The following is a 25824-nucleotide window of genomic DNA, read 5'->3' on the forward strand; positions in this document are numbered from 1 at the left end:
TAGCTACTCGAAGGATCACTCGATGGCCGTTCTTATTTCACGGCACCACGCCTATGACCAGGCCAAACTCGTACACCACTCCCGTGGACGCAACCCGCGGCCGCGTGCGAGCGGCTGTACTGGCAGGTGCGGGATGGGCTGGCCTGCTCAGAAGAAGTGCAGTTAGTGTCGCAGCCCTGGCGTGAGGCGGGGAGGACAGAGCTGACGACGCGAGTCGTGGAGGAGCGACTGGATGCCTATGTCACCGCCCTGATGGACGCGCTGGGCTGAGCCCTGGCGGTCCGGGTGCAGCCCGACCCCGTCGGAGGTTCGACAACAACCTCTTCAGGCATGTTGGTTACGTACGAGACCCCTCCATGGGCACGTTCTCTCGTGCGGAATGGCAGCGCCTCGTCGCAGGCATTCTCGGATCCGCATGTGCTCGTTTGCCGCCGTATCTGCGGCGGGAGGGCGAGACTCGACCCATACGGAGCCCCGCCTTGTGCGTCGAACTGTCCTGAACGACTCGCGCACCACAGGTGCCTCACACGGGCGGGCCCGCCTTGACGCGCCGCACCAGCCATTCCATCGACCCTCGGTGGCTGTGGAGGTGCTCCAGCCACCACGTGGCGCCGGCATCGGCGTAGGCCTGGACCGACGAGCCCGGCTCGCTCACCCCGATGACCGCCACCTCGAGGTCGCCCGCGTTTGCCCGGTACCGGCGCAGCTCACCGGCCTGGGTGGCCAGGGAGTCGGGTGAAAGCGTCATGCGGCCTTCCCGGTCGTCGCCGGCGACGATCCAGCCGTCCCAGCGCGCAGCACGCTGAAGCGCGCCCGGAGCCGTGCCGCCGATCCACACTGGCACCCGGGGCCGCTGGAGCGGCAGCGGCGCGAGCCGCACCCCGTCGACGGTGTAATAAGCGCCCCGGTGGTGCACCTCCTCACCTGACCAGAGCGAGGTCATCACGTCGAGTGCTTCGTCGAGCACGACCCGGCCGGGACGCGCTGAGCCAAAGGCGGTGAACTCCTGCTCCACGCCGCCCAGCCCGGCGCCCAGGATCGCGCGGCCGCCGCTCAGCCTGTCGAGCGTCGCCACCGTCTGGGCCAGACTTTCCGGGCGATGCCGGGCTACGGCCGTCACCGCCGTGCCGAGCCTGATGTGCGAGGTCACCTGCGCCGCCGCGGCCAGCGTCACCCACGGGTCGACCGATGGCATACCCCAGGTGAAGGCCAAGTGGTCCCACACCAGCACGGCGTCCCACCCAGCAGCCTCAGCCTCTCGGGCGAGAGTGACCAGGTGGGTCGGCTCCGCGAGGTCACCGAGGATCGCGACGTCGATGCCATAACGCATGAGGCCACCCAAGCACCCGGCACCGACAGTTTCTGGGGCCGCGATCGCGCACGCACCGAGTTCGACTCGCGCTGCCCGCGGCCGGCTACCGGGTCGAGCTCGATCCCGATGACGATCAGGTGCTGCGGGTGTGGCTGATCACGTGACCTGGTGAGGTCATCCGGCTGGGGGGTTGAGCTCAGCGGGGGACGGCGGCGCTGGACGGGGTCGGCTTCGGCGGTGATACGGGCGGAGGTCTCCTCACCCAGGCGTACGTAGCGGCCGAGGCTGGCCAGGTGCTGGTGGCGGCTCTTGGCCTGCAGTTCGGGTGCGGTGCGGCCAGCTTGCGCGAGATGCTGCAGCGCCGAGTGACGGAGCTGGTGCAAGGTCCACCCCTGGCGGTGCGGGTCGAGTTCGGCGGAGGCGGTCTTGAACAGGTACTCGGCGCGGGGGTAGGACAGCCGCCCCCGGCCGGTGGTGGGTCGATGTCGGCTGTGGCCGGCGCTCGGCGTCCAGAGGTAGGGGCGCGCCGGTCGGCCAGGAACACCGGTCCGCTGGTACGGCCGGTCAGCAGGCGGGGCAGCCTGCTCATCACGATCATGGGCGGGTGCGCCTCCAGCGCGGCCTCGACGGGCGTGGGCGCGAGGCCGGGCGCATGCTCGGCGAGCAGGGTGAGCGCCGCCCACTCCCGGCGTGGTTCACCTCGTCCCCAACGGCTCTCTCAGGTCGGAATCGTTACTGATCACAACGGCCACGTCGCAGTCTCCGTGGAAGGAGTCCAGCAGCAGGTAGCTCGCGAGGTTGACATCGGAGCCCTTTTCCTCCGTCTTGATCACCTTGACCGTGCGAGGACCCGAAGGGTCGGGCGTCGCAAGCGGCATGCGCGGCCTGGTCTCCTGGAAATGTCCATAATGAACCGACATCTGTGGAATGGTTCCCAAAGCGCGCAGATACGTGTCCTGACGAGTCGGGCTGTCAGGGTCTCCCGGCCGCGCCGTGATGCGAGCGGTGAAGTACCTGATGCGGGTGATGTCATCCCGGGGCAGAAGCTTGCGGCACAACGCAGACAGATCCAGCCACTTGTACGACGTGCCCTTGAGGCAGCCGTAGTACAAATTAAAGCCGTCCACGTACACATTCACGCCCATCGCTCCTCCTCTCCAGAGCGACTAGGGCCCGGGGAGTGGGCCATGGGAGTTAAGCCATGATACGGCGCGGTCGTGACACTTTCACGCGGAGTAACATTTCCTACCGAAAGGAAAGAAAGGCGTACGAACGCTTGTGTTTCCGCCCATCTCCGCCCTGGGTATTTCATTGGATCTATCCGTACATGCGCTGCATGCGAATGCGCCTGGATCTGAAACAGCAGTGGCGAAAGGGGCGTTCCTGGCTGCTTCCCTCGGCGCTCAGCATGCGGTCGCCAGCCGGAGCGCGGCGTGACGCGGTTCCGCCGGCGTCGGCGCCGCGCTCGAGGTCCGGCATGAAAGGTGTGCCGGATGATGACGGCCTGGGCTTGCTGTGGCTGGAGACCGTTACAGAACGTGCGGCAGGTCAACGATGCCGGGACCAAGGCGATCGAGCGCGAAGGGCCGCGGATGTCAGAGCCGTCGATGACCGGCCAGGAGTGGCGTGGTGGGATCGCCAGGGCGCTATGAGCCGCAGCGGCGCGGCCGCCCACCGGTTTCGGAAAACCCCGGCCGGGCCCCGCGAGCGCGCTCTACGGTGGCGCCCGTGACTCATGGTGACTTCCATGCCGGGTGCGGCTCCCACGTCCGCATCTCCGTCCGCGACCTAGCCGGCCCGCACGGCCTCGCGCTCAGCGAGATCGAACACCCGGCGACGCGCAAGTACCCGGGCATCGCGGTCGGCTCGTGCGACCTCGCGGCCGGGCACCGCGGCCTGTGCGAGATGTACGTCGAGACCGACCAGACCGAGCAGGGCAGCATCGGCCACTGGATCCGGTGGGAGACAGTCACGTACAGAGAGCCGCTACCGGTGCCGTACGAGTGGGTCCAGTCGCCCGACTTCTGCGAGACCAAGAGCGCGCACGGATGGTGGTGCTCACGGCCGGGCGGCCACGAGGCCGGGCACAGCTTCCGCACGGAAGATCTGTGACCGCACGGCCAAGGGGTTCCAGGACTGCGGCCGCCATGGGGGCGGCGGTGGCGCTGGTAGCGGGTGCGGCCGAGGAAAGCGCGAAGTACATCGACTAGGATTGACCCATACGACCTGTTCTGTCGTTTCCCACCGGGCCAAGCAGGAGGCGCAACCACAGCCTGGACCTCGTCCGCGGCCACGGGCGATCCGGGCCGGTCCCTGACACCGCCTGCCCCCTGTCCGAGTCCCCGCGCTTCGGTCGATGTGTCCTTCTGTCTGGTGCCGGTGAGCGGACAAGGGCTTCCCCGCCCCGCGCCACCGGACCGTAGCAAGGCGAGCAACAGGTCGTCCCGACGTCGGCCTGCGCGATCGGTCAGTTCTCGACTGCGGCTCACCGCGCGGCTCCGAGCAGCGTGGTCAACTGCTCCTCGAGCGCAAGCGTGTCGCCCTCCCCAGCGATGATCCCCCACCGCAGCACCGCGATCGCCCGATCGGTCTCTCCCCGGACCGCGTGAAGGTTCGCCAGCTGTCCTGCCGCTTGGACGGCCAGGGACGGGTGAGTCAGCAGGGAACGCAGGAGCGCGATGGCCTCGTCGATCTCGCCGAGCCTGCCGAGCAACGCCGCGAGCGGGATCTTGTCGTCGTCGCGTTCGGGGTTGAGCACCTGACGCGCCTCGTGGGGTCGGCCGTCCTGCTCCAGCAGTTCGGCCAGGGCTTGGGCGGCGAAGGTGTCCCAGGTGGCCAGCTCGCGCAGCTCGTCGACACGCTCGTAGCCGGCCAGCAGCTCAGCGCGCCGCTGCTTGGCCATCCGCGTCTTCCACTCCTCACCGGTCACCTTCTTGAGCATCTTGAGTGCCTCGTCCATCCGGCCGAGCCAGCCGATCAAGGTGGCGAGTGAGATGGGGTGATCGTGATCACGGAGCAGCTGCTCGGCCTCCTCTACCCGGTCCACCTCGATCAGCAGGTCGCAGAGCGGCAAGCAGAACCGATGGTCGGTGTTCAAGCTTTCGACAACAGTGATCGCCCGGTCCAGCCGGCCGAGGTTCTGCAGGCTCTCGATCAGCTGAAAGAGCCGTTCGTGCTGGCCGTGTTCGAGGACCAAAGGCTCCAGATACGTCACCGCCAGCTGGGTGTCGTGCTCAGCGGAGGCACGCTCGGCCAGCAGTTCCAGCGCCGCGACGTCTCCGCGTGCCGCGGCCTCGTCCAGTAGCTCCGCGCCCTCGTCGTTCTCGGCCAGCAGGCGTAGGAGCACCCGCCGCGTCTCTCGCTCGTCGCCCGGCCGGGCACTCAGGTAGCCGATCGCCTCTTCCTCGCGCCCGGCAAGGGCGAGCAGCTCGCCGTACCGTGCGGCGGTGCGGGCGGGCACGTTGGGTCCGGCGAGGTCGCCGCGTCGTAAGGCTTCCACGGCCTCGTCGAAGCGCCCGTGCCGTGCCAGCACCTCCGCCAGCGGCATGGACGACCAGCCGCTCTCCTCGCCGGGGTCCAGCAGCTCGATCGCCAGCTCGTCATGGCGGAGCCGGGCCAGCAGCACGCCCAGCCGGAACGTCGTGGGCGAGGGGCGGCCGTGAAAGGAGCCGAGCACCTCGATCGCCGGTCCGATGTGCCCGGCGGTGGCGAGCGTGGCGGCCAGCGCGGTGCGTGCCGTACGGTCGACCGGAATGCCGTGCAGGGCCGGAACCAGCGCGAGGGCCTCTTGGGTGCGCCCCTCCTCGGCCAACCGGAGGAGAAGCCGGTCGGTGACCTCCGAACGACGCAGCAGGTCGGTCTCGGCGCGCGCGGCCAGATGATCTTGCAGGATGACGTGGCGAAATTGCAGCTCGGCGCCGACGTACCGGAGCAGCCCGCGCTCGCGGGCGTCGTCGAGGAAGGTGATCAGTCGTAAGGGCAGCCACCCGCCTGCGACCATGATGAGATGGTTGGCGCGAAATAGCAGGCGCATGGCGAGCCCGCCCTGCGACGCGCCTGCCACGGCGAAGACCACCGCTCCGGCAGTGACCATCGCCGGCAGCCGGTCGGGCTCCATGAACCAGGCCGGCACTCCGAAGGCCAGCACTGCGAGCAGCCCGCGCTGGATGAACGCCATCATCGCCCGGAGGCGGTAGGTCCGCAGCACGGAAACGAGCGTCGCTCTGCGCAGGCCGATCGAGTTCCACCAGGTCGGCAAGGTGCCCATGGCCGCCCACATGACGATGCCGCCCACCACCCCCACCCAACCGGCGTCGAGCCGCCACCCCAGCAGCGGCCCGGCCAGCAGCCCGCCCAGCCCGCCGGGCAGCACGCACACCATCGGCAGTACTGAGATGACCACCAGCGGCGCGTCCCCGACGATCACCCCGGTCACCAGCAACGCCAGCAGGAGGGCGCCCACGATGCCCAGGAGGAACGGCGGCACTCTCTGCCAGAAGTGAACGGCCCACAGCTCCCACCAGCGCAGGGTCCGCGTCCCGCTGTGAAGCATCTGCAGTGCCAGGTAGCTGAGCCAGCGTGTCGCCTGTTCCGGCCGGTAGCGACGCCGTCGGCGGCCACTCAGTCCCTCCAGTTCGGCGTAGGCGGCCGGCACGAATTGGTCCAGCAGCAGCCGCTCGACGCCCTCGCGATCCGGCACGCGTACCAGCTCGCCCGGATCATGGTCAGGGGCCCGGTAAACGGTTCTGGCCAGGCTCACCATCAGGGGGGTCGACAGCGCCTTGGCCAGCGGGCCGTCGCGATGCTCGCGAATCTCCTGGAAAACCGGCTCCCACCTCCCGCGCGTCGGCTCCGGGTGCGACAGGAACTCGATGGCATCCCGTCCACCGACCGGCTCGATCTCCACGACCGCCGCCCTGGACAGCAGCGTTCCGCTGCTCTTCACCGCTTGCTCGTACGGCAGGCCGCGGCAGGTCACCACCAGCGGGCACCCCGTGGCTGCGAAGTTGTCCAGTGCTCGTACGGCGGTGCCGAGCCGGTCAACGGGCAGTTCGTCCAGCCCGTCGAGGATCAGCAGCAGCCCGCCCTCCTCCAGCAGCTCACTCACTGCCGCCCGGTTGGCAGAGGTCAGGTAGTCCTCCCGGATGCGGCGCGCGGCGAAGTCGGCCACCGGCTCGGCGGGATCCCACGACGCCAGAGGCAGCAATACCGGCAGCAGGCCGTGCTTCTTGATGCTCTCCAGCAGCCCTACGGCCAACAGCGTGGCCAACACGCTCTTGCCTGCTCCCGCCTCACCCAGCACCATGAGCTGCCGGTGCGGTAACCCGAGGAAGGCGGTCACAACGGTACGGACATCCCCTTCCAGGGGAAGCAACTCCCATCGTGCACTCGAGGTGTCACCCAGCACGACGCCGCGACCGGCGGCGACCGGGCGTCCCGTCGACGACCATCTCACTCGCAGCGGCATCGGCTGGTTGACCCCGTACTGCACGGCCAGGTACCCGTACCGGGCCCGCACCGCACGGGTCAGCTCGACCGCCAGCTCCGCCGCGCCTGCACGTGCCCGCCGGATCTCGATTCTCGCGACCATCGCCAGGAGCAGGATCGTCACGCCCCACACGAGCACCGGCCAGCCCGCCCATGTGACCTGGACGGTGTTGGTAGCGAGATTGCCCACCAGCGCCAGGGCAGCGGAGGCCAGGACGACGGTGGTCGGTGAAGGTGCCCATCGCTCACGCCCGCGCCGCACGCCCATCGACCGGCCCCCATCGGTTTCCCGCCCTCAGGTGCGCCGCATCCTAACCGCGCGAGCCGCGCTGAGAAAGGTCAGGAAGCCCGCGAAGGCACCCCAAGCGCATAGGTTGGTGCCTCTGCCCCTTCGGGGGGTCGCGGACTGGTGGGCTCGCTTATTCAACTGTCGTCAGTTCGGCGGGGTGGCCGACCTATCGGCGCAGGATCGCCCGCCAGCTCAACAAGGGCGAGAACCTCCACGCCCTGCGCCGCAGCCTGGCCTACGCCGGTGAGGGCGCGCTGCGTCGCCGCCACCACGAGCAGCAGACCGAGCAGATGTGGTGCCTGACCCTGGCCACCAACGCGATCGTCTGCTGGTCGACGGAGTACCACGGCCTCGCGGTCGGGACGCTACGCCGCGACGGCCGCCAGGTCGACGACGAGATCCTGGCGCACATCTGGCCCACCCACCACGAGAACGTGCACTTCTACGGCACCCACTCCGTCGACGTCGACGGAGAACTGGCCAAGCTCGAGGTGGACGGCTACCGGCCACTGCGCCCCGCCGCCGCGCACGTCAACGCGTTCGAACCGGCCGACGTAGGCTGACCCGGCTGCCCGATACCGCCCCGGGACCAGGGACGTTCGTGTCTCGGCTAACCCTTTCGATCCACGCGCGTCGGTGTCGACACCGACCTATGATCCGGGATGACAGGCCCTCCCTGGGGACTGCCGAAGCTGTGGTGAGGTGCCGCAGAGCCGAGACGTGCGTCACGACATCGACCTGCCGATAGCGGGGGCCACTATGGCGAGCACACCCAGCAACATGCCGACGCTACGTGTACTGGGCCTCCGGCACCGCCCATCTACTGCCCCGACTCATCCGTGGCCGCGACCGCGACTCGGTCTTCCTCTCCGAACGCCGCCTCGGCCCAGCACGCCGCCCACCGGCCAAGGACCTGTGCCCGCACACCGGCCGCGCCCGACTCGGCTACGACCGCGCCCGGATCCTGCTCGACCGGCACACTCGCACCACGACAACGCCAGGGTGGGACCTGCACCAACTGCGTCACTCCGCAGCCACCCACTGGAGTTGGCCCCATTTTGGTGGACACCTGATCTCTGGGGAACCCTGGTTCCCGGAAGAAGGAGTCTGCTATGCCGAACAACTATCCGCCGGAGTTTCGCCGGCAGATGGTGGAGCTGGTGCGCGCGGGACGGACGCCGGAGGAGCTGGCCAAGGAGTTCCAGCCCTCCGCGCAGTCGATCCGAACCTGGGTGCGCCAGGCCGACCTGGATGACGGCCGCCGCCAAGACGGCCTGACCAGCGCCGAGAAGGACGAGCTGGCCCGGCTGCTGGGTGTGTCGCGCCAGGGCTACTATGCCTGGGCGGCCCGGCGGCGATGCGGCCCGTCAGCACGAGCCCGCCGCGACGCTGAGCTGACTGAGCGGAACCGAGTGCATCACCAGGCTTCCGATGAGATCTACGGCTAGATCAACTGCTTAACGTTGGTTTTTCGCTGGAAGCTGCGGCTGGGCCGATCGCCCCGACATGGAGGTCCGGCTTCTGGCCCGGGACGACACCGTCGCGCACACCTTGCACCTCGCCGACGTACGCATCAACCGCGGCGTGGACGGTCCTGGCGTCTGGCTGTCAGGCACCGACCCATCGGGCGTCTTGGAGTTCCGTTTCCTGCTCAACGGGCCCGACCGTGACAGGGTCCGCATGACCCTGTCCTCCCTGGCCGGCAAGACCCCCGCCGACGTGCTGCCGGCGGTGCAGCTGCTGGCCGATCTCGCCCCCGCTACCGGCCTCGTCCTGGCGGTGCGCGGCGGTCGGCCTCTTCCTGCCCGGGGGGTAAGCGCGTCGCGCGGCAGGCAAGTGGCCAGGAACTCCCCATTCACGTACACGTGGATCTGCCGGTCGTCGTACGGCATGTAACGGATCTGCACCCGCTCACCGCGGCGTTCCCGGATCAGCCCGCCCGTATTCACCCAGTTCAGGTTGCGGAACCGGATCCCGTGCGGCCCGATCGTGCGGGGCGTGCCGGCCAGCAGCAGATGCCGTAACTGCTCCTCCGGCACGGTCCTCGACCGGACTCGGATCATCCCGCCACGCCTGCTCCGGCGTGCTCGGCGACCAGCTTCGCCAGTCGCAGGACAGAGCCTCCTCACCCCGGCGTTACATCAACACACAGTTACAGATCACTACGCTAAGTGTTCACATGTCCGGCGGAAAAGGAAAGATCATGCGCCTGCCCATCCCCTCCGCCCCCGGCTCCCGGCCGTCCTGAACGCCGCCCGAGCGGCCGCCTGATCTGCCCGCCGCCGTAGCCCACCGCTCCCCGGCCCGATTCTCCCACACCCCGAAGTCCGACTCGAAGGCGTTTCCCACCCGCAGTGAAGGAACAGCAGTGAGCACTACCACCCGGCAGCATCCCCGCAGTGTCCCCGCCGCTTCCCGCCGCCTGCGCCGTGCCGGGCCTGCTGGCCGGGTCCTGGCACTCCTGGCGCTGAGCGCGACAGCCCTGGCCGTTCCCGCACCCGCCCAGGCCCAGGAGCAGGCCCGGGTCCAGGCGGCCGCGCAGGTGGCGGTGTCCTTGGGGGACAGCTTCATCTCCGGCGAGGCGGGCCGATGGTGGGGCAACAGCACGGTGGCCGCGGCCGCGGGCTGCACCCGCGGCGGAACCGACCGGGCCGCCTATCGCCAGCGTTTGATCTGCCGCTACGACCCCCAGCGGGTGTATGACGGCACCGCCGTGCACGGAGAGGGCACCGGATGTCACCGCTCCGATGTGGCCGAGATCACCGGGCTGGGCCAGGCCGCGCTCACCCCGCTCAACCTGGCCTGTTCAGGGGCGGAGACCCGGCACGTCATCAACGAGGCGTTCAAGGAGAACACCGCCTCCCAAGCCGAACTACTTGCGCAGGTGGCCGCCACCCAGCAGGTCAAGGTGGTCGTGCTGTCGATCGGCGGCAACGACCTGAACCTGTCCGGGATGCTGCGCCGCTGCGCCGCACTGTACATCGCAGCAGACAAGCGCTCCTGCGCCTCCACGGGCGAGGGCGATCGGTTTGTCGCCGCGCTACCGGCGGTGGAGCAGCAGGTGACCCTGGCGGTGCAGAAGATCCGCCAGGTGATGAGCCAGGCGTCGGCCCGTTCTGCCGGCTACCGGCTGATCCTTCAGTCCTATCCCTCTCCGGTGCCCTCCTCGGCCCGGGTGCGCTACAGCGAGGGCGGCGGCGGCAAGACCGCCACGCGTACGCTCGTGGGCGGCTGCCCGCTGTGGGACGCCGACTTCGACCTGATGCACGACACCCTGGCACCCGCGATCGACGCCATGCTGCGCCGCGTCGCCACTGCGACCGATGCGGAGTTCTTGAGCATGCTGGGCGCCGTGGAAGGCCACGCGCTGTGCGAGCAGGGCACCAGCCAAGCCGGCACGCTGGACGACGCCGCCGAACTGGGCGACACGATGGAGTGGGTACGGTACGGCACCGCTGGCGCGAAGATCAGCCAAGGACACCAGCAAGAGGCCATGCACCCCAACGCGTTCGGCCAGCAGGCACTCGGCCGCTGCCTGCTGGCAATCTACCGCGATCCCAGCAGCCAGCCCTGTGACGCGGGCACGCCCAGAACTCAGACGTGATCCCTTCCACGGCCTGCACATAATCCCTCGACGACACCATCAGCGAACGCATGCGGCGCCCGCCTGTGACGAGGCGGGCGCCGCATGCGGTAACGGTCTTGTCGGCCACGTGCGACTGCAACAGAGAGAGCTGGGCGGGCTTTCCGCCCAACCCCGGTTCGCGATCACCTCCGCGATCGCCGTCCTGGTCTTCGACGGGCCTTGAGGGAAGGCCGTCGAGCACGGCGTGGCCAGGCTGATCGCCTTTCGGGAGTCCCACGCCTGACCCGCGCGCCCAGGCAAAAACCTCGGCGGCGACGCCATCATGCCCGAGGACACGACGGAGGTTCCTGGAGCCAGTGATGGCTTCTCCTGCGGCGCCTGCCCGAACAGGACCGGCAAGCCCTCGCCGACCTGATCAACCCGTACGCGCGCCAGGAAACCGACCCCGAACGGCAGCGGACCGCTGGAGGCGCTCGAAACCCTGGGACTCGGGGGCGTCGGCGGAGCTCCCCGCCGACCGCCCACTGGCCCCGCTAGGCAGGCACGACGATGCAGTCCGGAGCCGGAAACACGCGCGTCGTATGTCCGTCATCGAAGCGCACCAGATATGGAGGCTGCCCATCCTCCCCGTGGACCTCGAGGATCTCCCCCCGCCTTTCGCTGGCCTCGCCCCTGCCTATTGGCATCACGATCGTGTCGCCAACGTTCGCCTACATATGACGAATCCTCAACCCAACAGCCATTATCACTGACCGCGTTCGTTCGGATTCAAGCTGTTACTCACTGTCGGATGCCCTAGTCCCTTCGCGCGATCCATCCGTCTCGATCGGCGCCTTGACAACATGTCCGATGTGTCCGGCCCAACGAACGGGGCTCAGACTGCCGACCGGCGAGCTTGTGGCGGCCGGTGTTCCTGTCCGGTGGCCGACATCGACAGGCACCGCCGTCCACGCATCCGGCGCCGTGGCCCAGTGCCGGGACGGCCGAGCGCCGGGCCCCCGCAGGAGGCGCACGCTCGCCCGGCGGTCCGCGACCTGGTGCAGTCGCTGCTACCGGCCGGGCCCGCGCCGCCACCGACGGGAACGGGAGGAAGTTCACTTCCTTCCTGCCTGCGATCAGCAAGGACGCCCTCAATGATGATCAGCGGAAAGTGCGGGGCTGGCGGCTGCACATGCACGGAACCTTTCCACCGGTCCTCGCGGAGTTGCAGAACGAGGATGGCCTTGGGGCGACTGCCCTGATCCTCACACCCGGCACGGGCGTCATGGAAGGGACATCGTAGGCTCCGAGGGGACCTCAACCGCGCGTGCTTCCGGGACCGTGACGAAACCGGCGTCCCGCCTTCCAGGACCGGCGACTACGGTACGCGATACTGTGAACACGGAAAGGGGGTCGTCATGGACATATTCCCACCGCTGCCGCTGGAAGAGTGGTTTGACACGAAAGAGACCATGCACCGGTTCGCACAGATCGTCGGCAAAGTACGGCTGACGGCAAGCGACAGGCGCAACCACTGGTGGAACGTTCCGTTCCATCTGACCGGCCGCGGGCTGACCACCCGGCCGATGGGCGGACTGGGCGAGATGCCGCTGTTCTGCATCGACTTCGACCTGGTGCGCCACCGGCTGGTCGTCGATGTCCTGGACGGGCGCAGCGCCGAGTTCGGGCTGGCGGAGCAGTCGGTGGCGAGCTTTCACGCGAATCTGTTCGCCGTACTGGAGGGTTTCGGCATAAGGCCGGAGATCCGGGCGGTGCCGTTCGACCTGGGCGATCAAATTCCGTTCGCCGAGGACACCGCACACGCCGCATACGATCCCGCGTTGATCAACCGCTACTGGCGGATACTGTCGCAGGTGGCCCGGCTGCTCGATCGCCACGCCGCCGGTTTCGCCGGCAAGATCAGCCCGGTGCACCATTTCTGGCACACCTTCGACATCGCGGTCACCCGATTCACCGGCCGTGTCGTGGGCGCTTCGCCGCAGGTCGATCCGGTGAGCAGAGAGGCGTACAGCTGGGAGGTGATCAGCGCCGGGTTCTGGTTCGGCGACGCCGAACGCCCCTGGCCCGCCTTCTACTCCTACACCGCCCCCGAACCACCCGGCCTGGAACAAGAGCCGTTGCACCCCGAGCGGGCGGAGTGGCTCCCGGCGCGCGGGAGCCACCTGGCGATCCTGCGCTATGACGACGCCCGGGCCGCTGCCGATCCTGTCGGCACAGTGCTCGACTTCCTGCGCAGTGCGTACGAAGCGGGAGCGAGGCTCACTCACCTCGACGCGCAGAAGCTGGCCTGCCCCGGCGGTGTCACCGACCCCTGGTACGAACACTGACACCCGCCCCCGCCCCCGCCTCTGCCGCAGGCCCGCGGAGACATCCGGAGACATCCGGCGCGCCATGCTGAAGGCCGCTCGCGGGTGGTCGCCTCCGACCGCCGAGCGACGCGGACCGTCCCTCCTGCCCATGGCTCGGACTTCCGTTCGAGCCTTCACCGCGACGTCGCCACGCTGCAGACGCACAGTTTCGAAGGTCAGGCCGAGATGACGGCATCAACGGCGTGCGATTAATCAGGGTCCGTGCTGGAGCCGCTCCAGGGGTAGCGGTGCCACGCGCTCTCCACGATGGGATTGGGTTCAAAGGTATGGCCGGCGAACGATCCGATGGTTCAATGCTTGGATATTCTGGCCAGTCATAGTCTGCCTAGCGGCAATGGTCGTCGCGGCCGCTCTTTTGCCCTTCGTTCGACATTTCGACGAAGTGGCAAGCTGACTGCGAGTCTGCTGGGCAGCGCACTGCTCCTGTTGCGGCTGCTATGGCATTCTGATCGACATCCTGCGGCGTTTGCCCTGACAGTTGCACGTCAACGGGCCTTCCCCCTTGCGGGGAGGGACCCCTCTGGGGTCCGTTCATGGAACGTTCTAGGCCAGAGAGATCGAGATGTACGGACATGTCCCTCAGCCCCCGCCTGTACGGCGCGGTTCATGGCTCTAACACTAGCGGTTGTCCTCGTACGTGGTCAGGCGGATCTCGGTGCCGCCGTGCCCGAGACGGAGGCTGACCTGCCCTGCGGGGGCGTCGGAGTCGATCTCCGGGTAGTCGTCGCTACTGATGGTGACGCGCAGGCTGTGCCCGGCGCTCAGTCGGTAGTGCGTCGGCCAGGTGCGGATGTCGAGGTCATAGACCGTGCCGGGGCGCACGGGGACCGCGCGGTCGTGGCCGAAGCGGTGGCTGGCCTTGAGCCAGCCCTGGGTGATGCGATTCGAGGTGCCGTCGGGGGCGACGTCCTCGACGATGACGGCGATGTTGCCGTCGGTGGCGGTGAACGCCGCTCGTACCTTCGCGGTGACCTCGCCCGCCAGGACCAGGTCGGCCCGGCGGGGCCGGGTCTGGAAGCTGAGTTTCTCGTCCGGGGAGGCCGGCGTGGTCTCGGTGTTGACCGTGAAGCCGCGGGTGGTGGCGGCCGATGGGCTGCTGCTCAGCGTGCCGTCGGCGGCGAGACTGAGCCGCTCCTGCCGGGCGCCGCGCGGCGGCCAGGTGGAGAACCGCTTCCAGCCGGTCCCGGCGCCAGGGCTGGGGATCTCGTAGGAGGTGACCTTGGCGGCGGGCAGCGGAGCGTCCCTGCGTCCGCCGAGCCAGCGGTCCCACCAGGCCAGGTACGGCCCGAAGCCGATGTCGGCGGGCTGGCCGTAGGGCAGGCCGTGCTGCCACGGCCCGGCCACCAGCCAGACGTTGCGCGGGCGGGCCTGGAAGTTCTCCACCATGCCCTGGCGATAGCGGTCGTACCAGCCGGCGATCTCCAGGGCCGGGATGTCCAAGTTCTTCCAGCGGGCCTTGACGCTGCGCTCGCGCCAGAAGTCGTCATACAGCGGATGCCGGGCGTAGGTCGTCAACGTGTCGGGAGCAGTGGAGCGCTGCCAGTCGCGGATCCTGGCCGAGTAGATGCCGCCCCGGTAGATGGTGTTCTCGTACCAGTCGCTGATTCCTTCGATCGGAATGATCGCCGTCAGGTGGGGAGGCTTGTTGACGGCGACGAGCAGGGATGCGTGGGCGCCGTAGCTGACGCCCATCTGTCCGACCTTGCCGGTGGACCAGGGCTGGACGGCCAGCCATTCGATGAGGTCGTAGTTGTCGCGCTGCTCCTGGCCGCTGAAGGGGTCGAGATGGCCGGGAGAATCGCCGGAGCCGCGGGCGTTACAGGCGGCGACGTTGTAGCCGCGGGCGACGAAGTAGGCCGCGGCCAGGGCGAGGTTGTCGAGATCGTCGTAGGCGGTGTAGTCGTGGACGATGGCGGGAAAGCGGCCCTCGGCGGCGGGGCGGTGCAGGTCGCAGGCCAGGTGGGAGCCGTCGCGGAGCGGGACGGACACCCGTTCGGTGCGGACCTCGTACGTGGCGGGCCTGTCGTAGGAGAGGAAGGGGTCGGTGTCGGCGGCGGCCGGCGCTGACGCCATGAACGGCGATATCAGCGCGGCAGCGGACAGGGCGGCGAGCGTGCGTGCGCATGTCATGGAGTGCTCCTCAGAGTGAGATGGCGCCGGTCAGCAGCGCGACGACGGTCATGACGGCGGTGGTGGCGAACGCCCAGCCGAAGATGAAGCGCTGGTGCTGCCCCAGTTGCACGCCGCTCATGCCGACGAGGATGAACGTGGCCGCGGTGAGCGGGCTGAGGGGGAAGCCGGTGGTCATCTGGCCGAGGATGGCGGCGCGCGCGATCTCGGCCGACTCGATGCCGAATCCTCCCGCGGTCTGTGCCAGTACGGGCAGCACGCCGAAGTAGTAGGAATCAGGGGTGAAGACCAGGCTGAGCGGCATGCTGGTGATCGCCACCAGCACCGGCAGATGCCCGCCGAGGGAGTCCGGGATGACGTCGACGAAGGTGGCGGCCATTTGGTTGATCATCTTGGTGCCGGTGAGGATGCCCGTGAACACGCCCGCGGCGAAGATCATCGTGGTGACCAGCACCACGCTCTTGCCGTGCTTCTCCAGCAGTTCCTGCTGTTTGTCCCAGGTGGGGTGATTGACCAGCAGCGCGATGGCGAAGCCGACGACGAACAGCACCGGCAGCGGCATCAACTGCAGCACCAGCGCGACCAGCAGGACGAGGGTCAGCACCAGGTTGAAGGCGGTCAGAGCCGGGTGACGCCGCGGCGGCGCGAGCGGCGTCCCGGGCCCGTCGCCGACGACCTGCGGCTGCTCGGGCAGCGACACCGTGCCCAGCCGGCTCCGTTCCCTGCGTCCGATCAGGTACGAGGCCACCAGCACCCAAGCGATGCCGGCCGCCATCGCGGGCAGGACCGGCGTGAACACCTGCGAGCTGTCGAGCTTGAGCACCGCCATGGCACGCGCCGTGGGGCCTCCCCAGGGGACCATGTTCATGACACCTGCGCCCAGCGCGACGACGCCAGTGAGCACCAGCGGGCTCATCCCGAGCCGTTTGTAGACGGGCAGCAGGGCCGAGACGGTGATGAGGAAGGTGGAGGCACCGTCGCCGTCCAGAGCCACGCACATGGTGATGACCGCTGTGCCCACGGCGATGCGCAGCGGGTCGTCCTTGGCCGCTCGCAGTATCCCGCGGATCAGCGGATCGAACAGGCCCGTGTCGATCATCAAACTGAAGTACAGAACCGCGAAGGCGATCATGATGCCGGTGGGGGCCACCTTGATCAGCCCGTCGAGGGTCATCTTGCCCACCTCGCTGCCGAAGCCGCCGGCGAGCGCCGCCACGATCGGCACGAGCACCAGCGCGGTGAGGACCGACACTTTCCTGGTCATGGTCAGCACCAGGAAAACGCCGATGGTGAGGAAGCCGAGGAGTGCGATCATCGCGGTCCTTTCGCGGGGCGGGAGGTTACGGGCAAGTTTCCGAGCGCCGCTGTTTCGCGTCCACGATCAGAGGTGGATTTATCCATGCGATTTGCGCAAGAGTTGGCGCGTGGACACCACTCTGCGGCAGCTGACCGCCTATCTCGCCGTGGCCAGGGAAGCCAGCTTCACCGCCGCCGCCGCGCAGCTGCGGGTCTCGCAGTCGACACTGAGCCGGGCGGTGGCCGATCTGGAGCGCATGCTCGGCGTGCGGCTGCTGGAACGCGACACCCGCAACGTGCAGCTGACCGCGGCCGGGGAAGAGACGCTGCGCGTGGCCGAGCAGATCGTCGACGCCCACCGGTCGGGCATGAAGGAGCTGCGGCGTTATCTGTCGGGCGAGTCGGGCGTGATGGCCATGGCCACCCTGCCATCGGTGGCCGCCGTGCTGCTGCCCCGCCTGGTCTCGGCGTTCCGGCGGCAGCGGCCGGAGGTGACCGTGCGCATCATGGACGGCCTGGAACGGGCCGTCATCGGCAGGGTGCTGTCGGGCGACGCCGACTTCGCCGTGACCACCATCGGCGCCGCCTCCGACCGGCTCGACCACCGCCCGCTGATCCGCGACCGGTTCCGAGCCGTGCTGCCCGAGAGCCACCCGCTGGCCGACCGCGACGAGCTCACCTGGGAGGATCTCGCCACTGAACCCTTTCTCGCGGTGGGGCCGCAGTCCAGCGTCCGCAGGCTCACCGACGCGGCCTTCGCCCAGGTGGGCGCCACTGCCGCACCGGCCGCCGAGGCGAGCAACGTGGCGACCCTGGGGGGCCTGGTCGCCGCCGGGCTGGGCGTGTCGGCCCTGCCGGCCTTGGTGCTGCCCCTGCTGGGGCCGGGGCGCGTTGTGCAGCGCGACCTCGTCGGTCCCGTGGTCGAGCGGCGGCTGGACGTCGTCGTCCGTGCCCGCCGGACGCTGCCGCCCGCCGCCGCCGCGTTCTTGGAGGTGCTGGAGGAGGCACGCGTCGACGGGCGCGAGGTGCCACCGGGCGCGTCCTGGATCGCCCGGTGATGCGGAAACAGCATAAATTTATCCAGCATCTCTGCTAGACCTGCATTTCTCGCGCGAGGCACGATGAATTCCGTCAAACAGGACGAAGGAGTTCATGCGTGGCCTTTGAACAGCGCGGACAGTTGCGCGGACTGAAGGTGGTGGAGTTCGCCCACGTGGTCGCCGGGCCGCTGGCCGGTTCCCTCCTGGCCGACCAGGGCGCGGATGTCGTCCATGTGGAGCCGCCGGGGACCGGCGACGCCGCCCGCGCGATGGGACCGACCCGTGACGGGGTGCCGCTGTGGTTCAAGGTCGCCGGCCGCAACAAGCGCTCCGTCACCCTGGACCTGCACGACCCCGACGGCCGGCGTGTCGCCCACCGCCTCGTGGCCTGGGCCGACGTCGTGATCGTCACGCTGCGCGCCTCGCGGTTGCGTGCCTGGGAACTCGACTGGGAGGCCGTGCACCGGCTCAACCCCCGGGCCGTACTGCTGCAGATCTCCGGGTTCGGTGCGACGTCGTCGCTGGCCGACGCGCCCGGCTTCGGAAAGGTCGGCGAGGCTCGCAGCGGCGTCGTCCACCTGACCGGCTTCGCGGACGGCCCGCCGGTGCACACGGGGTTCTCGCACGGAGACGCGGTGACGGGCTTGATGGGCGCCTACGCCGTGCTCGCCGCCCTGCACCGGCGCTCCGACGATCCCGGCTTCGACGGCGAGTGGATCGACCTGGCCCTGTTCGAGCCGCTCTTCCGGCTGGTCGAGTGGCAGGTCATCGCCCATGACCAGCTCGGCGTGACGCCCGGCAGGTCCGGCAACCAGCTCGCCGTCGCTCCTGCCGCCGTGATCAACACCTACCGGTCGCGCGACGACGACTGGATCACGGTGACGTCCGCGACGCTGCGTTCCGTGCTGAACGTGGTCCGCCTGCTGGGCCTGCCGGAGGACGAGTTCGCCACCGCGGCCCAGCAGCTCGCCGGACGTGAACGATTGGACGAGGAGCTGCGGGCCTGGGTCGCCGGGCGTGGCACCGAGGAGTGCCTGCGCGCGTTCGCCCAAGCCGAGGTGGTGGCCTCCCGGATCTTCTCGGCCGCCGACATCGCCGCCGACCCTGTCTACGCCGAGCGCGGCGACATCGTCACCATCGACGACCCCGACCTGGGGCCGGTCCGCATGCAGGCCGCCCTCCCCCACTTCCGCCGCGAGCCCGGACAGGTCTGGCGGACCGGGCCCGCCCTGGGGCAGGACAACGACCTCGTCTACCGCGAATGGCTCGGCCTGACCGGCGAGGACGTCGAGGACCTGGAGAAGCGTGGTGTCATCTGAGCGTCCCTCCTTGCGTTCCCTGCTCTTCGTCCCGGGCACTCGCACCGGCTGGCTGGCCAAGGCGGAAGCGGCAGGGGCGGACGCCGCCATCCTCGATCTCGAGGACGCCGTCCCGGCGGAGGACAAGCCCGCGGCCAGGCGACAGGTGGCGGCGGCCGTCGCCGCTCACACCGGGGACATGGCGCTGTTCATCCGGATCAACCCCCTCGACAGCTGGGCGGCCGCCGAGGAGTTACGCGCCGTCGCCCACGCCCGCCTGACCGGCGTGGTCGTACCGAAGGTGGCCGGCCCGGACGACGTGCGGCTCGCCGATCGGCTGCTGAGCTGGTGCGAACGAGAACACGGCCTGCCGGACGGGCACCTCGCCCTGGTGCCGCTGCTGGAGAGCGCGGCCGCCCTCCACGACGCCCGCGACATCGGCCGGGCGGCGCCGCGCGTCGCCTACCTGGGCGCGGTCACCGGCAGGGGCGGCGACGTCGAACGCGCGGTCGGCTACCGGTGGAGCCCGTCCGGCGCCGAGACCCTCGCCCTGCGCTCGCGCGTGCTGCTGGACGTCCGGGCGGCGGGCGTGCCCTGCCCCGTCGGCGGCCTGTGGACGACCATCGGCGACCTCGACGGGCTGCGTGCCTTCGCCGAGCAGAATCGCTCGCTCGGTTACGAAGGCATGATGGCCATCCATCCCTCCCACGTCCCCGCCATCAACGCCGTCTTCTCGCCGAACCCGGAGGAGATCGCCCGCTTCGAGCGTCTGATCGTCGCCGTTGACGAGGCTCGGGCACGCGGAGCGGGCGCGATCACCTTCGAGGGCGAGATGGTCGACGAGGCCATGGCGGTGCGGGCCCGAGCCGCTCTCCGCAGGGCGAAGCGCTAGCCGCGCGCGACGGTGACGCGCGCGCGGCGATGAAACCGTCCTGGTGAGGTGTCACCCGGATGATCGCCCCGCTTCCCCCCGCGGTCGGCTGGACCTCGATCGCGGCTTCGCCGGTGGTGGCAGCGTCGCTCACCGGCGTCGTTCCGGCCTGCGGCAGGTAGGAGGCCGACGGTTCAAGGGCTCGCGGTCTATTCGGCGTGCAGCGTCGCGGTGTCGTAGTCCCAGCGGTAACGGTGCGAGGAGCCGGCGACGGCCAGGGGGTGGCCGCGTTCGAGGTCGGCGAAGTGCACGTGCCGTCAGAGCCTGTGCACGTGTTCCTCTGGGAGGCGTCAGGAGGCGGTTGCCGCGGCCAGGCCGGCAGCGCGGCTGACCGCTCAGCCGGTGGCCTGCTCCCCAGGAGTGACGACGCCGGATTCGTACGCCAGGACCACCGCCTGAACCCGGTCGCGCAGCCCGAGCTTGCCCAGGATGCGCCCGACATGCGTCTTGACCGTGGTCTCCGACAGGAACAGATCGGCCCCGATCTCCGCGTTGGAGGCGCCACGGGCCAGGCCGAGGAAGACCTCGCGCTCACGTTGCGTGAGCATCCCGAGTACGGCCTCCGGGTCGCTGTCGGCCCTGGCGACGAGCTGCCCGATGAGACGCCGCGTCGTGGACGGCGCGATGATCGAGTCGCCCCCGTGCACGTGCCGGATCGCCGCGATGATCTCCTCGCCGGACGCGTCCTTCAGCATGAACCCGCTCGCTCCGGCGCGCAGCGCGGCCAGGGCGTGCTCATCGAGGTCGAACGTGGTCAGCGCCAGCACCTTCGGCGGGTCGTCCAGCCTCTGGATCTCACGGGTGGCGGTGACGCCGTCCATCCGGGGCATGCGGATGTCCATCACCACCACGTCGACACGCCGCGACTCCAGCGCCTTCAGTGCCTCCAGCCCGTCACCGGCCTCGGCGACCACCTCCATGTCGGGCTGGGACCTGACGACCATGGTCAAGCCGTTGCGCAGCAGCTCCTGATCGTCGACGATCATGATCCTGATGATGGGAGACTCCTCGACTCGTAGGGCAGAGTGGCCGACAGCTCGAAGCCCGCGCCGGGCCGCCCGCCGATCGCCACGGTGCCGCCCACCATGCGGAGACGTTCGCGCATCCCGGTCAGCCCGACGCCGGCCTCTCCCGTGGCCGGCGCGGCGCCGTCGTCCTCGATGGTGATGTGCAGTCCGTCCGGACGCCACGCGAGCGTCAGATCGGCCGCGGCCGTCGCCCCCGCGTGCTTGATGACGTTGGTCAGCCCCTCCTGGATGACGCGGTAGGCGGTCAGGTCGACGGCGGGACGCAGGCGCCGGGCCTCCCCGACCTCCTGTACGGCGACGCGGACACCCGTAGCGCGCACCTGGCCGAGCAGGTCGGGGAGGTCGCCGAGGCCAGGTTGCGGAGCGGTGCCGCCGTCGGCGCGGAGCACGCCCAGCAGCCCGCGCATGTCGCGCAGGGCGTCGCGTCCGACACCGGCGATGGTGGCGAACACGCCCGCCCCGGGCGAGTCCGGATCCGACAGCCTGCCGCCCTCCGCCTGGCTGACCATCACGGCGAGCGAGTGCGACACCACGTCGTGCATCTCGCGGCTGATCCGGTCGCGCTCCGCCCGCGCCGCCTCCGCCCGCTCCCGCGCGCGGTCGGCCTCGGCACGCTCCGCCTTCGCCCTGAGCTCGGCCAGGAACAACGCCCGTATCCGGCTGAGGCGGCCCAGCGACCACAGGCACGCCGTCATGGCGACCAGGCCGGCCGACAGCCCGATCCGCCAGGAGACCAGGTCGTAGCCGCCCGACGAGCCTCCCCACGAAGGCGGATCCCACAGGCGCGCCAGGACCAGGCCCACCCCGGCCAGGGCGACGGCCAGGCAGGCCAGGCCGGACAGGAGATCGAGCCGGCCGGACACCGTGTAGAGCAGCAGCCCGAAGACCAGCGAGCTCGGCAGCAGCACCGCCGAATAGTAGGCGCCGGACGGGTCGTGCAGGGGCGGGAGCAACACCAGCAGCAGCATCGCCGCGGCGGCCAGGCCGTACGCGAACCGCGGGCGCAGCCGGCGCGGGACTACGCAACCATGCAGCACCAGCGCCCCCAGACCCGCGAGCAGGCGAAGGGCGAGCGGACTGTCCGAGGTCCGGAGCAGGGCGAACGACATCAGGCCGAGGGGCAGCGCGAGCAGGACGGCGAGCGCGGCGTCGCCGCTCACTTGATGCCGGCTGAGAAACGAATCCATCGCGGCCCCGGCCGGAGACGGGGACTCTTCCATGCCCACCATTATGGTCAGCGGCCGTGAGCGAGGTGCCGGCGGCGGATGAGGTACGCCAGAGCGGCCACCGCCAGGGCGGCGCCCCACAGGGGCCACAACATCTCCGGCAGCCAGGCGCCCAGCTCGTCCTCCGCCCCGTCCGGGCCGACCCGCTCGCCGCTGAGCTTGCGGCGGACGTACATCAGCCCGGCGGACGTGATGGGGAAGGAGACGGCCAGCGCCGAGTAGGCCGGGAGGCGTGCCGGAATCGGCCGGCCACCCAGGAACGGCAGCCAGCGCGGCCAGACCTCACCCCACGGCCGGACCAGGCCGACGGTCAGAACCGCGCCGAGGAGAGCGACGGCGCCGAGACCGGCACCGATCGGGGTGATCTCGGCGATGTAGGCCAGGAACTCGTCGCTGATGCCGACGGGAACGCCCAGCAGCCAGCCGACGCGGGTGACGGCGTAGAAGACGGGGACGGCGACCGCGACGGCGGTCGCGTACCACCCGATCCGGATCGCCCCGTCGACACTGCCCGGCGGCCGGAGCGCGCCGTCGACACCACCGGACCGCCCGCGCCCACCGAGCAGTGCGCGCGTGCCCAGGGCCATCAGGCTGACACCGGCCGCCGTCAGGATCAGCAGGTTGACGCTCGGCCAGGTCAGCATGGACGCGATCATCGAGAACTCGACCTGACCCGCGAGCGCGGCGGCGAGCATCACCGGCAGGTACCCGGCGGTCATCATGATGCGGACATCGGGCAGGATCACCGCCAGGCCGACGCCGGCGACGACGGCCACGACGGCGGTGACCCGGTTGAGACGGTCCTTGGCGGCGAGCACGGCGACGACGCCTGCCACCAGCGCCGACACCGCCAGCACGCTCCCGCCGACCGCCGCCGGAAGCGGGTCGAGCAGGGTGTTGCCGGCGCCCGCGCGGCCGGCGTCGAACGGATAACCGGGCCCGCCGAGGGCCCAGACAAGGCCGAGGACCAGATAGCTCACCGACCAGACGGCGATGATCAGGACAGGCACGACCGTGCGGCGGTTTTCTGGATGAGAGGTGTTCACCCAGCTCAATGTGCCGTTCCCCAGGTGCCGCGCACATCGTCACCAGGTATCGGCCGGGTCCTCCGGAGGTGTCGGGTCCCGCGACGACGCGGCTGCCCACGTGCACCCCGTACGGGACCGTGCAACTTCGGCCCGACCGACGCCTGGACCTGACTGGCCCCCGCCCACATCGAAGGTTCTTGAGGCGTACCCGCAGCGGAGCACTTCGTGGCCAAGGTCCGGCGGAGGGATCATGCGCCGGTGGCCACGGGCAGGTCGGCGAGACGCCACTCCAGCATGCCGTCTTCCAGGCGTACGGCACGCCGCCCCTGTGCGACCAGCGCCCGCACGGCGTCATGCGCGAACACGCAGTACTCGCCCCGGCAGTACGCCACGATCGTGCCGTCCTCCGGCAGTTCGGTCAGCCGGTCGAGGAGCTCGTCCACGGGGAAGGACAGCGCGCCGGGGATGTGTCCGGCGGCGTACTCCTCGCGCGGGCGCACGTCGATGACGGTGACGTCGCCTTCCTGGATCCTGCGCAGCAGCTCGGCGCGGGTCAGTTGCTCGGTGTCCGCGGGTCCGAGGTAGGCGGTGCGCGCCCGGTCGACCTCCGCCAGGTGCTCCGAGGCGACGCCGCGCAGCCGCGCCCACAGGTCGGCGACGTCGTCTCCCGCCAGGCGGTAGAAGACTTTCGTCCCCTCCTTGCGCGTGGCCACGATGCCCGCCTGCTTCAGGACCTGCAGGTGGTTGGAGGCGCTCGTCAGGCCGAGTCCGGCGGCACCGGCCAGCACCTCGACGGAGCGTTCACTCTGGGCCAGCAGGTCGAGGAGCTCCAGCCGCTTCGCACTGGCCAGCGCCTTGGCCACCTGGGCGAAGGTTTCGTACAACGGCGTCTTGTCACCCATGAAGCTCCTCCACAACTATGTGGAATAGTGTATGAGCTCTCGCCGCCCGCAGGCAACCAAGGGGTGTCGTATTCGCGGGTCCGCCGTTCGTCTACCTGGTGAAAGGCCATACCCATCAGGAGGGGGACGACGATGAAGTACGTGCTGATGTTCATCGAGAACGAGGAGTACGCCGCTGCGCTGGCCGCCATGGACCAGGCGGAGACGCAGGCCGCCTACGCGAAGGTGGGGCAGTGGTTCGCCGACCACGCCGACGTGATCACCCATCACGCGCATCTGGCGCCGGCCGAGACCGCCAGCACGGTACGGCTGGGCGCGGGCGACCCGGTGGTCACCGATGGGCCGTTCGTGGAGGGCAAGGAGGTGGTCAGCGGGTTCGTCGAGATCGACGTGCCCGATCTGGACGAGGCGTTGCGCATCGCGCGCTCGTGGCCCGCCTGCCCGATCGTGGAGATCCGGCCGGCCGCCTGAGCGGCGCTCACCCCCTCCTGGCGCCTGCCGCCGGGAGGGGGCGGCCCGGATCATCCCGATCGGCCGCGCGCCACCCCTTCGTCCAGGTCGGGCCCCTCGCCCAGGTCGGGCTCCCGGTCATGAGCGGGCGGCCGCGCCGCGCGCGTCTTCGGCCGGACGTGCCCGACGATCGCGTAGGCCAGCAGGCCCACGCCGGCCAGCAGCATGAGCCCGATGGCGATCCATTCGCGCGAGCCGCCCGGACCGTACACCTGGTAGCGGCGGCCGACGTCGACCGCGCGGGTCCGCTCCCCCGCCCGGTTCGACGCGCGGTCGCTGCCGTACAGGGCGACGTCGGCGCGCGGCGCCGCTCCCGAGTCCGCCTGGAAGCCGCCCATCCAGGTGCACTGCTCGTGCCCCGGATGGCGGACGCAGGCCAGCCGTACGGGAGTGAACCAGCCCGCGGCGCCGTCGGCGGTGGCCGCCCTCAGGACGGGTGCAATGTTCGGGACCGACAGGTAGAGCAGGAAGAGGGACATCAGGGCCATCACCAGGTGCACGCCCGACGGACGGCGCCTGACCGCCACGGGAGTCACGCCTTCATGGGCGCCGCGCAGGAGCAACCCATCGCCGCGCGCTCGGCGGCGTTCGGACGGAGGTGGAAATAGACCGCGACGACCATCGGCACGAAGACCAGGGCGTTGTAGAACAGGTGCAGTTCCAGTCGCGGTACGAGGAGCTGGATGAGACTGGTCGGGACCGGCCGCCCGAGCAGGTTGTTGCCGGTGAGCGCCTGCAGCAGCAGGAGCAGGTGCTCCAGGTGGTGCCAGACCTGGATGCCGAGGGAGATGTTCCACCAGGTCCTGGCCCGGCCGACCATGCCATGACGCAGCACGATGAGGCCGATGAGCATGAGCAGCGCGTAGCCGTAGTGCATCCATTCCGAGGTGACGAGCCAGGGGAAAGGGATGCCGAGGACGCCGCGCGCCTCCGGCAGGGGCCAGCCGAGGACGTACACCTGGATCGCCTGGGCGATGTGCTCGGCCCAGTGCCCGATCACGATCAGCATGTAGAGGTTGAGCATGAGCTTGTGCCGGCCGGTGTTCGCGGCCGACATCCACTGGCCGGGGATCGCCAGAGTGGTCACGGGGGCCTCCGGGGAATGACGTGGGAAGCGGCTTCGGGCCGCGCCAGGAGCAGGCACCGGCGCGCCGCGGCCTCATCGTGACATCGCCCCCAACTTTCTCCTATGTGGAAATGTCATGGAATATCGCGCGTTCGCCCCAAGCTTCTGACAGTTGACACTAACGAAAGTGTCGCCTATCGATAGGCGGCCCGGATCTCCACCGCGCCCCCCCGTGCGGGCTCCCCGCGAGAACGACGGCCTGCCGTCGACGAAGTGCGGCTTCCGCCCTCGAATCGTCGTGCTGCGAATGGGCTTGAGCGAGCACT

General features: G+C 69.7%; 21 protein-coding genes and 2 pseudogenes. 10 read left to right on the top strand and 13 right to left on the bottom strand.

Annotated features, from left to right (window positions below; all coding sequences use genetic code 11):
* Positions 1-523: 523 nt before the first annotated feature.
* Both BMW85_RS30815 and BMW85_RS30825 read right to left on the bottom strand, forming a co-directional pair.
* A complete protein-coding gene (locus tag BMW85_RS30815) occupies positions 524-1330 on the bottom strand; it encodes an LLM class flavin-dependent oxidoreductase (protein ID WP_091088445.1) in 807 nt (268 codons plus the stop codon).
* Between the two features lie 677 nt (positions 1331-2007).
* On the bottom strand, positions 2008-2457 hold the full coding sequence (locus BMW85_RS30825) for an NYN domain-containing protein (protein ID WP_091088447.1): 450 nt from the start codon (positions 2455-2457) through the stop codon (positions 2008-2010).
* Positions 2458-3040: 583 nt separating this feature from the next.
* Here BMW85_RS30825 and BMW85_RS30830 point away from each other — a divergent pair.
* Complete coding sequence (locus BMW85_RS30830; RefSeq protein ID WP_143082445.1) at positions 3041-3424, top strand: hypothetical protein; 384 nt, start codon at positions 3041-3043, stop codon at positions 3422-3424.
* 373 nt (positions 3425-3797) lie between these two features.
* On the opposite strand, the gene BMW85_RS30835 is transcribed toward BMW85_RS30830, so the two are convergent.
* The gene (locus BMW85_RS30835) at positions 3798-7067 is read right to left on the bottom strand and encodes a tetratricopeptide repeat protein (protein WP_091088452.1); all 3270 of its coding nucleotides are present in this window, start codon (positions 7065-7067) and stop codon (positions 3798-3800) included.
* Between the two features lie 101 nt (positions 7068-7168).
* Between BMW85_RS30835 and BMW85_RS30840 the strand changes: the two genes are divergently transcribed.
* The 3 genes from BMW85_RS30840 (at position 7169) to BMW85_RS51405 (ending at position 8984) form a co-directional block, all read left to right on the top strand.
* Complete coding sequence (locus tag BMW85_RS30840) at positions 7169-7651, top strand: Tn3 family transposase (RefSeq protein WP_218156012.1); 483 nt, start codon at positions 7169-7171, stop codon at positions 7649-7651.
* Positions 7652-8200: 549 nt separating this feature from the next.
* The gene (locus tag BMW85_RS30850; RefSeq protein WP_091088454.1) at positions 8201-8536 is read left to right on the top strand and encodes a transposase; all 336 of its coding nucleotides are present in this window, start codon (positions 8201-8203) and stop codon (positions 8534-8536) included.
* A gap of 58 nt (positions 8537-8594) precedes the next feature.
* Positions 8595-8984 (top strand): hypothetical protein, encoded by a 390-nt coding sequence (locus BMW85_RS51405; RefSeq protein ID WP_245775172.1) that lies wholly within the window; start codon positions 8595-8597, stop codon positions 8982-8984.
* 2 nt (positions 8985-8986) lie between these two features.
* On the opposite strand, the pseudogene BMW85_RS52615 reads toward BMW85_RS51405, so the two are convergent.
* A pseudogene (locus tag BMW85_RS52615) lies at positions 8987-9151 on the bottom strand (hypothetical protein); the annotation flags it as partial.
* 305 nt (positions 9152-9456) lie between these two features.
* Here BMW85_RS52615 and BMW85_RS30860 point away from each other — a divergent pair.
* The gene (locus tag BMW85_RS30860; protein ID WP_177240964.1) at positions 9457-10692 is read left to right on the top strand and encodes a GDSL-type esterase/lipase family protein; all 1236 of its coding nucleotides are present in this window, start codon (positions 9457-9459) and stop codon (positions 10690-10692) included.
* Between the two features lie 515 nt (positions 10693-11207).
* On the opposite strand, the pseudogene BMW85_RS30865 reads toward BMW85_RS30860, so the two are convergent.
* Positions 11208-11372, bottom strand: a pseudogene (locus BMW85_RS30865) (DUF1918 domain-containing protein); the annotation flags it as partial.
* 699 nt (positions 11373-12071) lie between these two features.
* Here BMW85_RS30865 and BMW85_RS30870 point away from each other — a divergent pair.
* Entirely contained in the window at positions 12072-13001 is a 930-nt protein-coding gene (locus BMW85_RS30870; protein ID WP_091088460.1) for a DUF5996 family protein, read from the top strand.
* A 660-nt stretch (positions 13002-13661) separates the two neighbouring features.
* Here the strand turns inward: BMW85_RS30870 and BMW85_RS30875 are convergent.
* Positions 13662-15173, bottom strand: coding sequence for a CocE/NonD family hydrolase (locus tag BMW85_RS30875; protein WP_091088461.1), 1512 nt, complete (start codon positions 15171-15173; stop codon positions 13662-13664).
* 10 nt (positions 15174-15183) lie between these two features.
* Positions 15184-16488, bottom strand: a complete 1305-nt coding sequence (locus BMW85_RS30880; protein WP_091088464.1) for a CitMHS family transporter — start codon at positions 16486-16488, stop codon at positions 15184-15186.
* A 109-nt stretch (positions 16489-16597) separates the two neighbouring features.
* Here BMW85_RS30880 and BMW85_RS30885 point away from each other — a divergent pair, with 109 nt between their 5' ends.
* The 3 genes from BMW85_RS30885 (at position 16598) to BMW85_RS30895 (ending at position 19699) form a co-directional block, all read left to right on the top strand.
* Positions 16598-17527 carry a LysR family transcriptional regulator gene (locus BMW85_RS30885; RefSeq protein WP_091088467.1) on the top strand — a complete coding sequence of 310 codons (930 nt, stop codon included), beginning with the start codon at positions 16598-16600 and terminating at the stop codon, positions 17525-17527.
* 98 nt (positions 17528-17625) lie between these two features.
* Positions 17626-18828, top strand: a complete 1203-nt coding sequence (locus tag BMW85_RS30890; RefSeq protein WP_091088469.1) for a CaiB/BaiF CoA transferase family protein — start codon at positions 17626-17628, stop codon at positions 18826-18828.
* 10 nt (positions 18829-18838) lie between these two features.
* Positions 18839-19699 carry an HpcH/HpaI aldolase/citrate lyase family protein gene (locus BMW85_RS30895; RefSeq protein ID WP_218155988.1) on the top strand — a complete coding sequence of 287 codons (861 nt, stop codon included), beginning with the start codon at positions 18839-18841 and terminating at the stop codon, positions 19697-19699.
* 374 nt (positions 19700-20073) lie between these two features.
* On the opposite strand, the gene BMW85_RS30900 is transcribed toward BMW85_RS30895, so the two are convergent.
* The 4 genes from BMW85_RS30900 to BMW85_RS30915 all read right to left on the bottom strand — a co-directional run bounded on the left by BMW85_RS30900 (position 20074) and on the right by BMW85_RS30915 (position 23922).
* Positions 20074-20724, bottom strand: coding sequence for a response regulator transcription factor (locus tag BMW85_RS30900; RefSeq protein ID WP_091088474.1), 651 nt, complete (start codon positions 20722-20724; stop codon positions 20074-20076).
* Positions 20721-21926 (bottom strand): sensor histidine kinase, encoded by a 1206-nt coding sequence (locus BMW85_RS30905; RefSeq protein WP_177240965.1) that lies wholly within the window; start codon positions 21924-21926, stop codon positions 20721-20723. The genes BMW85_RS30900 and BMW85_RS30905 overlap by 4 nt, the downstream gene beginning before the upstream one ends.
* Positions 21927-22000: 74 nt before the next feature.
* Positions 22001-23038 carry a hypothetical protein gene (locus BMW85_RS30910; RefSeq protein ID WP_143082446.1) on the bottom strand — a complete coding sequence of 346 codons (1038 nt, stop codon included), beginning with the start codon at positions 23036-23038 and terminating at the stop codon, positions 22001-22003.
* A gap of 230 nt (positions 23039-23268) precedes the next feature.
* On the bottom strand, positions 23269-23922 hold the full coding sequence (locus BMW85_RS30915) for an ArsR/SmtB family transcription factor (protein WP_091088480.1): 654 nt from the start codon (positions 23920-23922) through the stop codon (positions 23269-23271).
* Positions 23923-24054: 132 nt separating this feature from the next.
* Here BMW85_RS30915 and BMW85_RS30920 point away from each other — a divergent pair, with 132 nt between their 5' ends.
* Positions 24055-24393: a YciI family protein gene (locus tag BMW85_RS30920; RefSeq protein WP_091088482.1), complete on the top strand. Its 339-nt coding sequence runs from the start codon at positions 24055-24057 to the stop codon at positions 24391-24393.
* Positions 24394-24443: 50 nt separating this feature from the next.
* Here the strand turns inward: BMW85_RS30920 and BMW85_RS30925 are convergent, their stop codons facing one another.
* Positions 24444-24959: a hypothetical protein gene (locus BMW85_RS30925; RefSeq protein WP_091088485.1), complete on the bottom strand. Its 516-nt coding sequence runs from the start codon at positions 24957-24959 to the stop codon at positions 24444-24446.
* Between the two features lie 5 nt (positions 24960-24964).
* Complete coding sequence (locus BMW85_RS30930; RefSeq protein WP_245775174.1) at positions 24965-25519, bottom strand: hypothetical protein; 555 nt, start codon at positions 25517-25519, stop codon at positions 24965-24967.
* Positions 25520-25824: the final 305 nt, after the last annotated feature.

It is taken from the genome of Nonomuraea wenchangensis (assembly GCF_900111685.1).
GTDB lineage: Bacteria > Actinomycetota > Actinomycetes > Streptosporangiales > Streptosporangiaceae > Nonomuraea > Nonomuraea wenchangensis.

Bases quoted from the DNA above. Each gene is read 5' to 3' on its own strand.
- BMW85_RS30815 (WP_091088445.1), bottom strand. From the start codon at position 1,330: ATGCGTTATGGCATCGACGTCGCGATCCTCGGTGACCTCGCGGAGCCG.
- BMW85_RS30825 (WP_091088447.1), bottom strand. From the start codon at position 2,457: ATGGGCGTGAATGTGTACGTGGACGGCTTTAATTTGTACTACGGCTGC.
- BMW85_RS30835 (WP_091088452.1), bottom strand. From the start codon at position 7,067: ATGGGCGTGCGGCGCGGGCGTGAGCGATGGGCACCTTCACCGACCACC.
- BMW85_RS30850 (WP_091088454.1), top strand. From the start codon at position 8,201: ATGCCGAACAACTATCCGCCGGAGTTTCGCCGGCAGATGGTGGAGCTG.
- BMW85_RS51405 (WP_245775172.1), top strand. From the start codon at position 8,595: ATGGAGGTCCGGCTTCTGGCCCGGGACGACACCGTCGCGCACACCTTG.
- BMW85_RS30870 (WP_091088460.1), top strand. From the start codon at position 12,072: ATGGACATATTCCCACCGCTGCCGCTGGAAGAGTGGTTTGACACGAAA.
- BMW85_RS30875 (WP_091088461.1), bottom strand. From the start codon at position 15,173: ATGACATGCGCACGCACGCTCGCCGCCCTGTCCGCTGCCGCGCTGATA.
- BMW85_RS30880 (WP_091088464.1), bottom strand. From the start codon at position 16,488: ATGATCGCACTCCTCGGCTTCCTCACCATCGGCGTTTTCCTGGTGCTG.
- BMW85_RS30900 (WP_091088474.1), bottom strand. From the start codon at position 20,724: ATGATCGTCGACGATCAGGAGCTGCTGCGCAACGGCTTGACCATGGTC.
- BMW85_RS30915 (WP_091088480.1), bottom strand. From the start codon at position 23,922: ATGGGTGACAAGACGCCGTTGTACGAAACCTTCGCCCAGGTGGCCAAG.
- BMW85_RS30920 (WP_091088482.1), top strand. From the start codon at position 24,055: ATGAAGTACGTGCTGATGTTCATCGAGAACGAGGAGTACGCCGCTGCG.